Here is a 13,231-nt window from a genome sequence, read left to right as displayed (position 1 = left end):
CCACTTACAAAATAATAGGCCACCTTTAGGCTGGCCTTGGGTAGGGTTGCGCAACGCCCGAATCCCCATGTGACCCGGCACCTCCGGTTTCTCCATTCCGTGCGCCGTATCCAAATTGCCTGCGATCCTTCAAGGCACGTTCTAGGTGAAATGCCGCAATGAAATACGGCATTTCACCCGGTTTTGTGCCCGTCCATTTTGCCCTGCCGTTACCAGCACGCCCCCTGTCCCTATAAAACCCGGCTTGCCCGCCATCAGCGCAGAGAATTTTAGGCTTTGGCATAAACCATGCCCTATGTTTTCCCGACATCCATTCGGAATATGGCTTGAACCCTCTCGTGCATGAGTTTTACAGAAAACGATATTTACCTGATTTTTTTAGACACCCGCCCGCAAATCCAACGGTTTGTCAGCCAGCGTATCCGTTGCCAAGACACCACGGCGGATTTGCTGCAAGAGGTGTATTTGCGCTTACGTTTGTTGACACCGCCGCCCCGCAGCGAAACGGAAATCCGTGCTTGGTTGTTCACCGTCGCGTCGAACTTGTCGATTGATTATTTGCGTAGCCAAAAACGTCATGGCGAATTGCTCGCCCAATACGGCGATGATAAAACCGAAGCCGACCACCGCGCCGAACCGGAGCGCATCACCCAAGCCCAAGACCAACTGTTCCACATCCAAGCCGCCTTGGCGGAATTGCCCGATGCTTGCGCGGATATTTTGTACTTAAGCCGCATTGAAGGCTTAAGCCATGCCGATATTGCCGCGCAACTGGGCATTTCCACCAGTTGGGTGGAAAAGCAACTCGCCCGCGCCTTAAACCATTGCCGATTATCGCTAGATAAAAACTGACAGTGTGGCGACTGCCACGCCGATTCGTTATAGTGATATTAATCGTCCCATAAATTCGCGCATAGTAACCTAATCCTGCTATGCGCGAATTTATGGGACGATCAATATCTCCAATCCAAAGGTGATTAATTATTTCATAAGTAATCGCAAGACCTATTTTGAAATTTATGGTGCGATTACTTATGAAATAATTAATACGCCTTCCACCCACGCCACGCCGCCAATGACCGAAACACCCCAACAAATCCGCGAACGCCTTAGCCAAGCCGCCGTCGCTTGGCAAGTGCGCTTGTCTTCCGGCGATGTGTCCGACGCCACCCGTGCCGAATTTGACCACTGGCGGCAACAAAGCGCGGCGCATGAACAGGCTTATCAAGAAGCCGTCCAGCTTTGGCAACAATTGTCTAGCCCTTTGCAAGCCGACCGCCAACGCAGGTTAGCCTTTGCCGCCACGCAACAACGTCGCCGTCAAACCCGCAGCAGGACGCTGGGGCTTGCCGTTGCCGCGTCGTTGGTATTGCTGGTGCTGGCAGGGCTATTCCCTGATTATCTCCACCACCCGCTCGCCGATTACCGCACCCATATCGGCGAGCAGACATCCATCCAACTGGCGGACGGCAGCGTTATTCATCTCAACACCGACACTGCTGTTAACGTCAGCCTAAGCGACAAGGAGCGGCGCATCGAACTGTTAGGCGGCGAAGCGGAATTTGAAGTCGCCCACGACCGCACCCGCCCGTTCCGCGTCTGCGCCGGACACACCACCACCGAAGCCTTAGGCACGCGCTTCATCGTCCGTTACGACGGCAACGGCGGCAACATCACCTTGCTGCAAGGCAAAATCCGCACCGCCGCGCCCAACACCACGGCAACCTTAAGCGCAGGCCAGCAAATCGCTTTTCATGCCGATGATTTAGGAACCGTGCAAACCGCCGACGTGGACAGCGCCGAAGCCTGGCGGCACGGGCGTTTGCTGATGAATTTCGTGCCGCTAAAACAAGCCATCGCCGAAATCAACCGCTATCGGCGCGGACAAATCCGCTTGCTGGACGATAAGTTAGGCGAGAAAGAAGTGAATATAGCCGTTGATATTCAGCATATCGACGCTTGGCTGGAGGCTTTGGAGAGGACTATGGGGGTTAAGGTGGAAAGGTTGGGGGGATGGGTTTTGTTGAGTGAAGTTCACAGAAAGGGATAAAACCCTGAAAAATACGAACAATCTGGTTGTATTAAATTTTGACGAAAATCTATTAAAATGCTACTTTTTGTTAAAAATTAAACAAAATAAGCCAAAATATTATACGTTATGATTATAGATTTTACTGTCAGCAATTTTCGTTCAATAAAAAACGAACAAATCTTTAGCTTGTATGCAGAAACGCCAGGTAGCTATCTGTTAAGTAATATCGCCTATCCTCCCGGTGATAAAGTGGGCGTATTAAAGTCTGCTGGTTTATATGGAGCTAATGCCTCAGGTAAATCCAACTTATTACTGGCGTTTCATGCCTTACAGTTCATTATCGTTGGTTCAGATGATTTAAAAGAAGGTGACGAAATTCCTTGTTATGAGCCCTATTTGTTATCTGAAGAAAGTAAATCTTCACCTACGCGATTTGAAATAGAGTTTTACGCCCCAAGCCCTGATCTCAGCCAAAATGGCAATGTACGTTACCGTTACTCCGTGGCGTTTACAGCGCACAGAATCATCGAAGAAAATCTGGTTTTTTATCCATCTGGGCAAGAAGCATTGGTTTTCGACCGTAAGGGAAATGATACATGGCAAACAATCCGCTTTGGTAGTTTGTATAAAGGCGGTAAAAAACGCTTACCTTTTTTTGAAAACAACGCTTATATATCTAAAGCAGGGGATAGTGCCGACTCCCCTCAAATGATCCGTAATGTCTACAATTACTTTAGAAAGAATTTACATCACATCGGCATCAATGAACGTAAAGTCAAATTAAATTGGTTTGAAGAACCCATGTTAGTTGAAAAGGTATCTGCCCTTTTGTCATTAGTTGATACAGGCATTGCAAACATTCGATTCCAAGAATCAGGCGATTCTAGTGATATTAATATACCGGATGGTATCCCTGAAGAAATCAAAATGCGTATTCTTAAGGATATAAAAAATAAACCGTTTTTTGCCCATTTAACGGATACTGATAAAAACGAATATTTTGAAGAAGCACAAGAATCATCTGGAACCCGAAAATTATTTAACTTGGCTCCAATTTTTATAGATATTTTGTCGAGCGGTGGCGTACTTATCATGGATGAGCTAGATAACAGTATGCACCCGTTTATAGCAGAGCTGATTATTAAGCTTTTCAACGACCCTAAGGTAAATAAGGGTAATGCACAGCTTATTTTTTCAACGCATAACATTAACTTGATGTCGCCAGAACTGTTAAGACGCGATCAAATTTGGCTCACTGAAAAATATGAAGGGGTTACCCGCTTTTTCTCGTTGGATGATTTCGATAAAAAGAAAGTAAAGCCACAAAGTCCATTTAACCAGTGGTATGCAGAAGGCCGCTTTGGAGGGATTCCGGCGATCAACTATCAAGGAATCGTTGATTTATTTCAATCCGGTGATGCCAATGCCTAAACCAAGGAAAGGCCGTTCAGAACAACAATTAAAGCCGCTTTTACGTATTTATTGCGAAGGAGCAAAAACTGAACCTAATTATATTCAAGGATACCTGGACAAGTTTTTCCCGACCAATCGACGCTTGAAAGTTGTGAAAATTGAGGACACAAAAAAGAATACGCCGAAAGAATTGGTCGGTGTAGCAGTTAATGCAAAGAAACTCGCAAATAAAACTGGTTTAAGTGACTTATTTTGGGTTGTCTATGACCGCGAATCGCAACAAAAATATTCTGATGCCCTTCATCACAACGCATATGATACCGCACAAAAACATAATGTTTCTGTTGCGCTTTCTAATGTCTGTTTTGAAATATGGTTAATTTTGCATTTGGAAGACACCACTGCACCCTATAGTTGCTACGATGATTTACGAAGCAATAGTTCACTGCGTAAACATTTAAAAATCAGAGGCATCCAAGATTACGATAAAGGCGCGGAAGATATATTCAATTTTTTTAGTGAAGAGGAAATAAAGAACGCTAGAGATCGTGCTTATAGGATGAACATACAGACTCAACAAAGTGCTAATTCTTCTCAAACTAAACCTTATCAGTTGAATCCATATACCGATGTTTATAAATTGCTTGATGCAATTGACGAGATTGCTCTAAAAGGAAATTAAGCCGTAATTTTCTTCCTAGTTGATAATTATCTAGCCTACCCGCGACAATTTGCCACACCCTAAACCACTACGGTTTCCCCCCATCCCAACCGTTCCTATTGTGATTATCTTCATCACTGGGAACACTTCATGCGTAAATCGAAAACTTCTTTCAAAACAGTCAAACCCAAGAACAAGCCAGCGTCCGAGCTGCTGGCTTTACCCTTATGTGTTGGCTTGCTTGCCTTAACGCTGCCGCTAGCCAGCCAAGCCGACAGCCCTGCCGTTAGCCATAATCAGCGTTTTAATATCGCCCCGCAACCCTTGTATTCCGCGCTCAACCGTTTGGCGGAGCAGTCTGGGGTGCAGTTTGTTTATAGCGCGGAAATGGTCAAGGGCTTGGATTCGCCGGGGGTGAGCGGCAATTATTCGCTATCGGCGGCGTTAACTAAATTGTTGGCGGGTTCCGGGCTGGGCTATCAATTGGGCAAAGGCAATACCGTCACTTTGCAAAATTGGCTGAAACCCGTCGCGGCTACACGGGCGGACAGGCCGCAATCGGCGGCGGATTTGCCGACGGTGAAGGTGACGGGGAAAACCGAGAATTATGACGATGATCCGACAAATCCCCGTAGTAAAAGCTATACCGTTATTAACAGCAGTACCGCAACCAAAACCGACACACCCATTTTTGACACCCCCGTATCGGTTCAAGTGGTGCCCAGGGCGGTGATGGATGACCAGAAAAGCACCCGGTTGCGGGATGTCCTGGAAAATGTCAGCGGTGTGCGTATGCAGCCGTCTTTAGGCTACGGCAATGGTTTTATTATCCGTGGATTCCACAATGCCAGGGTTTACCGGAATGGCTTATTGTCGATGCGGGATGGTGAGCCGACCGAAGTGGATACCGCCAACCTGCAAAGCGTGGAGGTGTTGAAAGGCCCTGCCGCCGTGCTGTTCGGGCGTATCGAACCTGGCGGTCTGGTCAATATCACCACCAAAAAGCCGCTGGATACGCCTTATTATTCCTTGGAACAGCAATTCGGCTCTTATGATTTGTACCGTACCCAATGGGATGCCACTGGCCCGGTGACGCAGGACAAATCAGTCCTGTACCGTTTTAGCGGCGCATATCAGAACAATAATTCATTTAGGGATTTTGTGCCGACGGATAGGGTGATGGTTAATCCTAGCATTACTTGGCGGCCTAGCGATAAAACCGACATTATGGTCAATGTTGAAGGCTTCGACCAGGATTACCGCACCGATTTTGGCATTCCGGCGATAGGCAACCGCCCGGCGCCGATCCCCATCAGCCGCTCGCTGAATGACCCGAACATTCCGTTAAGCCACATCTCCAAAACCCATGTCAACACCGAGATCAACCACCGGATTAATAACGATTGGGCGATACATAACCGTTTTCTGGCGAGCTTTAATGAAGCGCATGATTTTATGGCTAACCCCGCGCCTGCTTTCGGCCCTGCCGAGGATGCCTTGCTGCCGGACGGCACACTGAAACGCAATCTATTCGGGCAGACCGCCGATACCGAGGTCTATACCACCAATCTGGATTTGACCGGAAAATTCCGGCTGGGCTTTAGCCAACACGACACCTTGGTCGGCTTTGACTTTTTTCAGGCCAGCATGAATTACCATTATTTTGGTGAATACAATGATGCCAATCGGGCGTTGGACATCAATATTTATAACCCGTGGCCCAGTTATGGGATTGATCCGGCGCTGATTAGCCAAACCTTGGCGAATCCCCCCGCGTGCTGCGATACCAGCAACTTTGCGGTGTTTAACAACCAATGGTATGGCGCTTATTTTCAAGACCACATCACCTTGTGGGACAATCTGCACATCTTAGGTGGCGGGCGCTACGATTGGGCCGAAACGGGCTCGTCTTACATGGCTTCGTTCGCCGCCGCTGAAGCCACGATGCCGTCGCGTAAAGACGAAGGCTTTAGCCCAAGGGTCGGAATCCTCTACCAACCCATCAAACAGCTAGGGGTTTATGGTAATTGGACGACTTCGTTTGGTGCTAATAATGCGCCAGCTGATGATGGCTCAACCTTTGACCCACAAATTGGCGAGCAATTTGAAGCGGGCGTGAAAACCCAGTTGTTTGATGACCGATTACTGGCAACCTTGGCTTACTACCACCTCACCAAAGACAATATTTTGGTGCCTGACAACAACACCCCCAACCCCTTCGATAAGATTGCCAACCAACAACGTAGCCAAGGCATTGAATTGGACGTGACCGGACATGTGACCGATGCCTTCAGCCTGATCGGCAGTTATGCCTTTACCGATGCGCGGGTGTTGAAAGACTACTCTGGCGATACCGCTGGCAACCGCTTGGCGAATGTCCCTGAGCATTCCGGCAGTTTGTGGCTCAAGTATGACCTGAACGGTTATGCGGCATTGAAAGGCTTAAGCTTTGGTGTTGGCGGGGTGGCGGCAGGCGAACGCGAAGGCGATTTTGCTAACAGTTTCCAATTGCCGGGCTATGTCAGAATGGATGCGTTCGCGGCTTACCGCTGGAATATCCAGAAAACCCGCGTCACCGCGCAATTCAATATCCGCAATCTGCTGGACAAGCAATACTACGAATCCACTGATCCTGATTCTAACGTGACCCCACGTTTGGCGATTGCACCGGGCATCCCTTTAATGGCGGTGGGTTCGATTAAAGTGGAGTATTAGCAGAAAGGTTGGATTATAGAGGCAACAGGAAGTAACGCTTCATTACGGTGGGCAAAAAAGCATTGCCCACCGGATTTTATGGGCTTCAAACGGGACAGGGTTTGTAACCCTTTTTCTAATAGTTTGATTTTATGCCGCAATTGACAGTGGATTTTTGGATAAGTAACGACACGCTATGGACCGATTTTTTGACCCGGCCAAAAAGAACCAGCCCGATGCCAAACAACAGCATCTTGCCAAACTGAAAGCCCGCCGCAAAAACTGGCTGGCAGTGCATCTCTGTCTGGGTCTGGCCTTGGGTTTGTTTTTGTCGGTTTTTGGAATTACGGGCAGCATTCTGGTGTTCCATGCCGAAATCAACGAACTGCTGAACCCGCAACTGCTGGCTGTCACAATGCCGAAAGTGAATCCGGTTTATCAACCCTTGGCCAATATTTTTCAGGCCGGAAGCTCCGCGATGCCGGAACCCGCCCGACACACCTTTACCAATTACCCGCGCAACGGAACGGCGGCGTTCAAGCTGATATATGCGTTGCCAGTGGCAAATGGTGCCACTGAAAGTTGGGAAGTTTACGTCAACCCCTACACCGCCCAAGTGACGGGCAAACGCCTGATGTCCCGTTCAGACGACCCCATCCCTTATACCTTCATCGGTTTTGTTTTTGAGCTGCATTATGCCTTGCTGATGGGTGAAGAGTTGGGCTATACGGTGGTCGGCATCATGGGCGTGTTGCTCATCATCTCGGTGTTGACGGGGCTAATTGTCTGGTGGCCGTTGGCCGGAAAATGGCGACAGGCGTTGACTATCAAGGCCAGGGCTAGCACGGAACGGCTGAATTTTGACCTGCACAAAACGGCGGGGATTTACGCCACGGTGGTGCTGGTTCCCGTGTTGTTTTCCGGTGTGTATATGGACATACCGGAGCGCGTCGTCCCCGTGTTGGAAGTGTTTTCGCCCGTCACTTACCGTTATTGGTTCCGCTCGGCACCACAAGCCGATAACCAGCACATCACAATGTCCGAAGCCGTGGCGATAGCTGATAAGCGTTATCCTACCGGACGGACGGGCTGGATTTACGGCGCAACCCAGCCGACCAGCACTTACACCATCTGCAAAGACGGCGTGGCGGATACCGGTAGTTTTTTGCATCGCCGCTGTGTGGTGATAGACCAATACAGCGGCAAAATTTTGGATGTGGACGACCCCGCTATCGGCACGGCGGGCGAAGTCTTCACACATTGGCAGTGGCCGCTGCATTCAGGGCAGGCGTTTGGTTGGACGGGGCGGATTTTGGTGTTTTTGTCAGGGTTGGCATGTCCATTGCTATTTGTTACTGGATTCATACGCTGGCAACAAAAGCGCCGGGCTAGGCAAAGCCTGGGGAACCGTTTTTAAGACGCTAACGACGCAAGGAAAGGGGGCGTATATTTTTAGCGAATTTTTTAACTTTAGGAGATAACCATGAAATTGTTTGCTTTAATTTTTAGCCTATTGCTAGCGCAAGCCACCGGCTTAGCCCATGCCGGAACCCTTGCCAATGGCGGCTGGAGCCCGAAAAATTGCGGCGTGAAGCCTGACGAACCGACTATCGCTGACGATAATGTTGAGGCTTTCAACAAAAGCGTCGCGGCAATCAACAACTGGCAACAACAAGCGAAGGTTTATTTTGAATGCTTAATCAAAGAGGCGAACACCGACAATGCCATCATCGCCGACACCGCCAATAAAAGGCAGGCCGATTACCGGAAAAGCGTTGAAGCGATTGGCGTAGCGGCGGATGCGGCTAAGAAGAAGTTGGATAAACAGTAAATGGCCCTGCTCAGCGAACCCCTACCAACTAAAGTCCGGCACTGTGTTTGGGTGTATTGTCTGGCGGCAAATCTGCTGTGGATGCGGGACGGGTTTTATAAACCCCTTCCCAAGGTTTTGTGATGTCCAAAGGTGGTGTGGGGCGTTCGGGGCGGGATTTGAAGTCCCGCCCCACCTAAGGCGTTTCAAAATGTCGGGCGAAATAGATTGCCCTGCCTGGCTAAAACTCCACTTTAACCGAGCCCATAAAGGTGCGCGGCTGGCCTGGGATGACAAAGGTCGTGATAAATGGCGAACTCGCTATGTAATATGAGTGGTCCAGGAGGTTTTCAACATTAAACTGCAAGGTGGTTTTGGCTCTCGCCACCGGCAAGGTGTATTTCACCAAGGCGTCTATCCGACCCCATCCTGGCAATTGGAAGGTGTTGGCATTGTCGCCCTGTTTCGTATCCTGAAAATAAGCGCCGGCACCCACGCTCAAACCGCGTAGCGCGGCTTGCTGTAGATCATACTTGGCCCACAGGCTGCCAGCGTTCCTAGGAACGTTCCAGAGCTGCTTGCCTTCGTTGAAGTCCGCTTTTAAGATGACCGCATCGGTATAGGCATAACTGCCTATCAGGCTCAAACCTTCGGTCACTTGCCCGCTGATGTCGATTTCCACGCCTTGGCTACGCGCTTCGCCAATCGCTTCCGAATAGGGCTTGCCGGGTACGCCAACCGCCATATTTTTCTTGGTCAATTGATAAAACGCGACGCTTGATGTCATGCGCCCGTCAAAAAAGGCCGTTTTGAAGCCTGCTTCGTATTGTTCGCCCATTTGCGGGTCGAGGCGCTTGTTATTAATATCGGTAGCCCCGTTCGCGCTACCCATTGATTCCACATAATTGCCGTATAGCGATAACCAATGCCAGGGCTGGTAGAGCACACCGACCCGGGGGCTAAAGCCTTCGTCGTTCGTTGTTTTCCGGTTAGCGTAGGCCACTTCGGGAGAAGGCTCATCAAACCCGCTAGCCGCATCGGATATCCAGTCGTAGCGTCCGCCGCCCAAAATATGCAATTTGCCGAACAGGGTAATCTGGTCTTGGAAATACACGCCGTTAGAATGGCTGCCGCTGCCGTCCTGATAGTGATTGGGAAGTTTTGAATAGTCGGTCGGCTGATAGACCGGATGGAAAATATTGATCGTGGACCCGCCCCAATTAACAGGGTCAGACTGCGTGTGCAGCGTGCTGTCGCCGCTGTAATGCTCCCAGCCCACCAAGGTTTTGTGGTCAACACCTAGCGTTTCAAAATGTCCGCTCAGGTTGACATTGCCATAATAAGTTTCCGATTCCGCGAAAGAACCGTAAGCATCGCGGGTCATGTCGCCGTAAGTCGGGCTGCTGGGGTTGTCATCCCAAAACACGCCATAGATTTGCGGATCCACGGTGTTCCGGTTGAGATAATTAAACCGTGCTTTGACTTTCCAGTCATCGTTAAACGCATGGCTCAGCGTCACGGCGGTGTTATAGAACGTGGTGTTGCTCTTGTCCGTGGAGGGTTCGTTTAAATAGCGCGAAATGGGAATATTGGCGGGGCGGCGTGTCAAGGCGCTGGCCACGACGCCATAATCCTCCTGGGTGTCTTCATCGGAATACATGAAATCCAGGTCAAGCTGGGTGCGGTCGCTGATTAGCCAAGTCAAGGATGGCGCGATAAACACGCGGTCGGTGAAAACAAAATCACGGAACGAGTTCTTGTTAAGCGATTCTATATTCAGCCGGTACAGCAACGAGCCGTCTTTGTTGAGTGCACCCGTCGCATCGGCGGTGGTGCGGTATAGATCGTAGGAACCAAACTGTTGCTCCAGTGCATAATAAGGCGTGGCCTGCGGACGCTTGGTGACAATATTGATCATGCCTCCGGGTTCGATACGTCCATAAAGGTTGGCGGCGGCACCCTTGACCACTTCAACCCGCTCGGCATTGGCCAGCGTCAGGCGGCTGGCCGGCCATCTAAAGCCATCCAGATAATTGTTAAAATTGGTGCTGAAACCGCGGATTAGGAAAGTTTCGGCAAAACCGCCAAAGGATTGGCCTTGGAACACGCCGCTGACGTTTTTGATGGCGTCGCCGACCTGGATGGCTTGCTGGTCGTGGATCACCGCCTTGGGCACAACTTGTATGGCCATCGGCGTTTCCATGATGGGCGTATCAGTCCTGCCCGCACTACTGGCGCTGGGCACCGCATAATCGGTGTTGCGCGGATCATCGGCGGCATATTCCGCCGCGCCCGTCACCTTTACTGCCTGTAAAGTGGTTTGGTTGGATGGCGTTGCCGCAGGCGCCGCTTGCGTCGCTTTCTCCAAGGTCACCGTGCCGTTTGCCGTCGAACGGGCGACGATCAGGCTGCCACCCAACAATTTCCGCAACGCCTGTTCCGGTGTGTATTGGCCGGAAATGCCGGGTGACTGTTTACCTTGCGCCAATGCCGCCGGATAGCTCAGTTGCACATTGGCGGCCTCGGCGTAGGTATTCAGCGCGCTACCTAAGGCCTGGGGAGGGATGTTGAAGGCTTGGCTGCGGCTTTCCGCCATCGGGCCGGCCGTATGCAAGATAAAGGCGACCGCGCACGCCAGCCGTGCCAGTGGGGTAGAGGGTTGCCTAAATAGCGGGGCTGGCGGAAAAAGAACTCGTGTCATTGGTGTCTCCATGGGCTAAACAAAATGCCTCGGTTTTTAAGCCATCCACTAAGCGGGCATTGAATTGGCTTTTTAGTGGGCAGCTGTTTGATGAGGTCTTATGGAGACGGTTGGTGCGGCTTTTCCCCCAGCTTGGAGGCGAAAATTTTTAGGGCGTGGGCCAGCGCATTCAGTAAACCACCACCAGCCACGGGGAAATGGCAGTCATGCGGACCGGCAAGGTTTGCTGCAAGGCTTGCAAGGCATGGTCGGTGTCGGCTATATCAAAGCGCCCGCTGACCTTGAGCGAATTAAGCCGCGCGCTAGCTATCACGATCTTGCCGTGGCGGTAACGGTTGAGCTCGGCAAGCACTTCCGGCAACGGCACATTATCAAACAGGGCATGGCCTTTAAGCCAGGCATCATCGGCACCCGCTGGCCGTAGGGTGCCTGGCTGTCCCGGGCCGACCACGATTTGCTGATGGGCACGCAATTGGATGGGCGGTTGCGCCTTGCCGCTCACCTCCACCAACCCGTTGATGACCGTGACCGTATCCGAGCGTTGGCCTTGCCTGACCAGAAAACGCGTCCCCAACACACGGGCCGTCGCATAGTGGCTGCCCACCACGAACGGTTGTGCAGGGTTGCGCTGCACAGAGAAATGCGCTTCGCCGTGCACGAGCTCGGCTTGGCGCAGGGTGTCCTGGTAGGCCACGTTTAGCACGGTGCCGGAGTTGAGCGTGACTTGGCTGCCGTCCGCCAAGTGCACGGTGCGGGTTTCGCCGACCCCCGTGCAATAATCGGCCCGCCAACACTCTAAGGTGGGCCGGAAAGCGGTGGCCATCAGCACTAGGGATGCCGCCATCGCCAATAAGACCGGGGGTTGCCAATAACGGCCGGGCGGAGCCTTGGCCGACGCGGGGCTCAATTCTGCCTCGCCCAACAGCCCGGTAAAATCGGGATGGACCCAAAAGGCTTCGGCTTGTTGGTAAGCTTTTTGATGCGCCGGATCGGCGGCCAGCCACGCGGCAAATTGCTTACGCTGCTTGGCCGAGACCGAACTGGCGCGTAAGCGGGAAAACCAGGCTATGGCCTGTTCGGCAATGGCGTCTTCGTGGGGGTTGTGGGGTATGTTCATGCCGCCATTATAAGTCTGCGCCGTGGCTAAAGTTAACTACCAACGTGTTTGAGACGTTTGGAGCCGAAAAAACCTCAGTCTTTAAGCGAGACAGGATCAAGATGTCCGTTTAGACGCTTGCGGCAATGCAGCAGGCCTTTGGTGATGTGCTTTTCCACCGCGCTTTCGGAAATGGAGAGCCGCTGTGCGACTTCGCGGTAGCTTAAGCCGTGGATTTTATGCAGGATAAAGGCGTCACGGCAACGCGGCGGCAATTCCGCTATCGCCGCGCCCAGCAAAGCCCGCCACTGGGTTTTGCTGGTTTCGGTTTCCGTCGAAGCGTGGGTGGCTTCGTCAAGCGTAACGGTGGCTTCCGCATGACGGGCCACGACTTTATTATGGCGTAAATGGTCTAAGGCCAAATTGCTGGCCGTCCGGTACAAAAAACCGCGTGGCTGGCTGATAACCTCACCCGCCGCCGAACGCGCCAGAACAAGGTAGCTTTCCTGCACCAAGTCTTGGGCGGTTTCGTGGCAATTCACCATACGGAACAGGTAGTTGACCAGCTCCTGGCGGTAAAGCTGGTATAGCGGGGTAATGTCCAAGGTCATGAAATCCCAAACTGGGTGATGGCGGAAAGCCATCATTACAGTGATCGGTGGCAATAAAGGATACCGCTCTAAAGCAAAATAGATGCCACTAAACTAATGCTCTTAAAACAGACGCTTAGACGAATATCAAAATTAAGGGTAAGTGAAATGCCTCAGTGGTTGCGTGATATGGCGCAGTTTTAACCGGGATGCTGGGGCAATGCCGTTAAGTTA

At 51.2% G+C, this 13,231-nt stretch carries 10 protein-coding genes; 7 read left to right on the top strand and 3 right to left on the bottom strand.

Features of this window, described 5'->3' with window-relative positions; genetic code table 11:
• The first annotated feature begins 342 nt into the window (after positions 1–342).
• From METMI_RS0121825 to METMI_RS0121790, 7 genes are all read left to right on the top strand, one after another.
• The gene (locus tag METMI_RS0121825) at positions 343–852 is read left to right on the top strand and encodes an RNA polymerase sigma factor (RefSeq protein WP_019868426.1); all 510 of its coding nucleotides are present in this window, start codon (positions 343–345) and stop codon (positions 850–852) included.
• Positions 853–1,075: 223 nt separating this feature from the next.
• Positions 1,076–2,050 carry a FecR family protein gene (locus METMI_RS0121820; protein ID WP_040573324.1) on the top strand — a complete coding sequence of 325 codons (975 nt, stop codon included), beginning with the start codon at positions 1,076–1,078 and terminating at the stop codon, positions 2,048–2,050.
• A 108-nt stretch (positions 2,051–2,158) separates the two neighbouring features.
• On the top strand, positions 2,159–3,463 hold the full coding sequence (locus METMI_RS0121810) for an AAA family ATPase (protein ID WP_019868423.1): 1,305 nt from the start codon (positions 2,159–2,161) through the stop codon (positions 3,461–3,463).
• Positions 3,456–4,127 carry an RloB family protein gene (locus tag METMI_RS0121805; protein ID WP_019868422.1) on the top strand — a complete coding sequence of 224 codons (672 nt, stop codon included), beginning with the start codon at positions 3,456–3,458 and terminating at the stop codon, positions 4,125–4,127. Before METMI_RS0121810 ends, METMI_RS0121805 begins: the two co-directional genes overlap by 8 nt.
• A gap of 129 nt (positions 4,128–4,256) precedes the next feature.
• Entirely contained in the window at positions 4,257–6,821 is a 2,565-nt protein-coding gene (locus tag METMI_RS0121800; protein WP_019868421.1) for a TonB-dependent siderophore receptor, read from the top strand.
• A gap of 175 nt (positions 6,822–6,996) precedes the next feature.
• Positions 6,997–8,217 carry a PepSY-associated TM helix domain-containing protein gene (locus METMI_RS0121795; protein WP_019868420.1) on the top strand — a complete coding sequence of 407 codons (1,221 nt, stop codon included), beginning with the start codon at positions 6,997–6,999 and terminating at the stop codon, positions 8,215–8,217.
• Positions 8,218–8,283: 66 nt separating this feature from the next.
• Entirely contained in the window at positions 8,284–8,631 is a 348-nt protein-coding gene (locus METMI_RS0121790) for a hypothetical protein (RefSeq protein WP_019868419.1), read from the top strand.
• 220 nt (positions 8,632–8,851) lie between these two features.
• Here METMI_RS0121790 and METMI_RS0121785 read toward each other — a convergent pair whose 3' ends face one another.
• The 3 genes from METMI_RS0121785 to METMI_RS0121775 form a co-directional block, all read right to left on the bottom strand.
• On the bottom strand, positions 8,852–11,311 hold the full coding sequence (locus tag METMI_RS0121785) for a TonB-dependent siderophore receptor (protein ID WP_019868418.1): 2,460 nt from the start codon (positions 11,309–11,311) through the stop codon (positions 8,852–8,854).
• Between the two features lie 169 nt (positions 11,312–11,480).
• The gene (locus tag METMI_RS0121780; protein WP_019868417.1) at positions 11,481–12,428 is read right to left on the bottom strand and encodes a FecR family protein; all 948 of its coding nucleotides are present in this window, start codon (positions 12,426–12,428) and stop codon (positions 11,481–11,483) included.
• A gap of 74 nt (positions 12,429–12,502) precedes the next feature.
• Positions 12,503–13,018 carry an RNA polymerase sigma factor gene (locus METMI_RS0121775; RefSeq protein ID WP_019868416.1) on the bottom strand — a complete coding sequence of 172 codons (516 nt, stop codon included), beginning with the start codon at positions 13,016–13,018 and terminating at the stop codon, positions 12,503–12,505.
• Between the last annotated feature and the right edge of the window lie 213 nt (positions 13,019–13,231).

Origin of the sequence: Methylovulum miyakonense HT12 (genome assembly GCF_000384075.1) — a bacterium.
Classification (GTDB): Bacteria; Pseudomonadota; Gammaproteobacteria; order Methylococcales; family Methylomonadaceae; genus Methylovulum; species Methylovulum miyakonense.
Note: the sequence above shows the minus strand (reverse complement) of the source record. Positions and strands in the feature narration are given on the sequence as shown.

Excerpts from the sequence above, each read along its gene's own strand:
- METMI_RS0121795 (WP_019868420.1), top strand. The coding sequence starts at position 6,997 with ATGGACCGATTTTTTGACCCGGCCAAAAAGAACCAGCCCGATGCCAAA.
- METMI_RS0121820 (WP_040573324.1), top strand. The coding sequence starts at position 1,076 with ATGACCGAAACACCCCAACAAATCCGCGAACGCCTTAGCCAAGCCGCC.
- METMI_RS0121785 (WP_019868418.1), bottom strand. The coding sequence starts at position 11,311 with ATGACACGAGTTCTTTTTCCGCCAGCCCCGCTATTTAGGCAACCCTCT.
- METMI_RS0121810 (WP_019868423.1), top strand. The coding sequence starts at position 2,159 with ATGATTATAGATTTTACTGTCAGCAATTTTCGTTCAATAAAAAACGAA.
- METMI_RS0121805 (WP_019868422.1), top strand. The coding sequence starts at position 3,456 with ATGCCTAAACCAAGGAAAGGCCGTTCAGAACAACAATTAAAGCCGCTT.
- METMI_RS0121800 (WP_019868421.1), top strand. The coding sequence starts at position 4,257 with ATGCGTAAATCGAAAACTTCTTTCAAAACAGTCAAACCCAAGAACAAG.
- METMI_RS0121790 (WP_019868419.1), top strand. The coding sequence starts at position 8,284 with ATGAAATTGTTTGCTTTAATTTTTAGCCTATTGCTAGCGCAAGCCACC.
- METMI_RS0121825 (WP_019868426.1), top strand. The coding sequence starts at position 343 with ATGAGTTTTACAGAAAACGATATTTACCTGATTTTTTTAGACACCCGC.
- METMI_RS0121780 (WP_019868417.1), bottom strand. The coding sequence starts at position 12,428 with ATGAACATACCCCACAACCCCCACGAAGACGCCATTGCCGAACAGGCC.
- METMI_RS0121775 (WP_019868416.1), bottom strand. The coding sequence starts at position 13,018 with ATGACCTTGGACATTACCCCGCTATACCAGCTTTACCGCCAGGAGCTG.